This window comes from Brevibacterium metallidurans (genome assembly GCF_037101285.1).
GTDB classification, from domain to species: domain Bacteria; phylum Actinomycetota; class Actinomycetes; order Actinomycetales; family Brevibacteriaceae; genus Brevibacterium; species Brevibacterium metallidurans.
Map to the genome: position 1 here is coordinate 1 of NZ_BAAAAF010000055.1, position 730 is coordinate 730.

Below are 730 nucleotides of genomic sequence, written 5' to 3' on the forward strand. Positions count from 1 at the left end.
CATTCGGACATCCTCGGATCAACGCCCGTTTATCGGCTCCCCGAGGCTTATCGCAGATTTCCACGTCCTTCATCGGCTCCTGATGCCAAGGCATCCACCATGCGCTCTTACACACTCACACCACCCAAACAGGGTTGGTGTTCATGTGCGCGAAAATTTCACACTAAGATTTTTTGACTCAAAGAAAATCACACTACACACCAGCCTTCCGGCTGGTGCTTGATGCTCGCGTCCACTATACGATTCTCAAACCACTACCAAACACCACCCCCAACAGCAGCCACGATGGGCTGTGTCTGGGTTGGGTTGGTGACCTGTGAAACCCTCTTGTGGTTCCAGGACCCAACAGCGTGTTCGTTCTATCCCGACCATCACTCTCACGCAGTCACGGCACGAACCGGACCACAACGAGAAGGATGAGCGGGAGGTATGTGATGTTCCACCCTTGAGCAACCCACCCGAACCACGGTATGGGTTCGTTGGTGGGCACCATGTTGGTGTGCTCCTTAGAAAGGAGGTGATCCAGCCGCACCTTCCGGTACGGCTACCTTGTTACGACTTAGTCCCAATCACCAGTCCCACCTTAGACGGCCCCCTCCCCAGAAGGGGTTAGGCCACCGGCTTCGGGTGTTACCGACTTTCGTGACTTGACGGGCGGTGTGTACAAGGCCCGGGAACGTATTCACCGCAGCGTTGCTGATCTGCGATTACTAGCGACTCCGACTTCACG

2 rRNA genes are annotated in these 730 nt (G+C 55.5%); both read right to left on the bottom strand.

Annotated elements, in window-relative coordinates:
* A 23S ribosomal RNA gene (locus AACX88_RS17485) occupies positions 1-121 on the bottom strand; the annotation flags it as partial.
* 389 nt (positions 122-510) lie between these two features.
* Positions 511-730 (bottom strand): 16S ribosomal RNA (locus AACX88_RS17490); the annotation flags it as partial.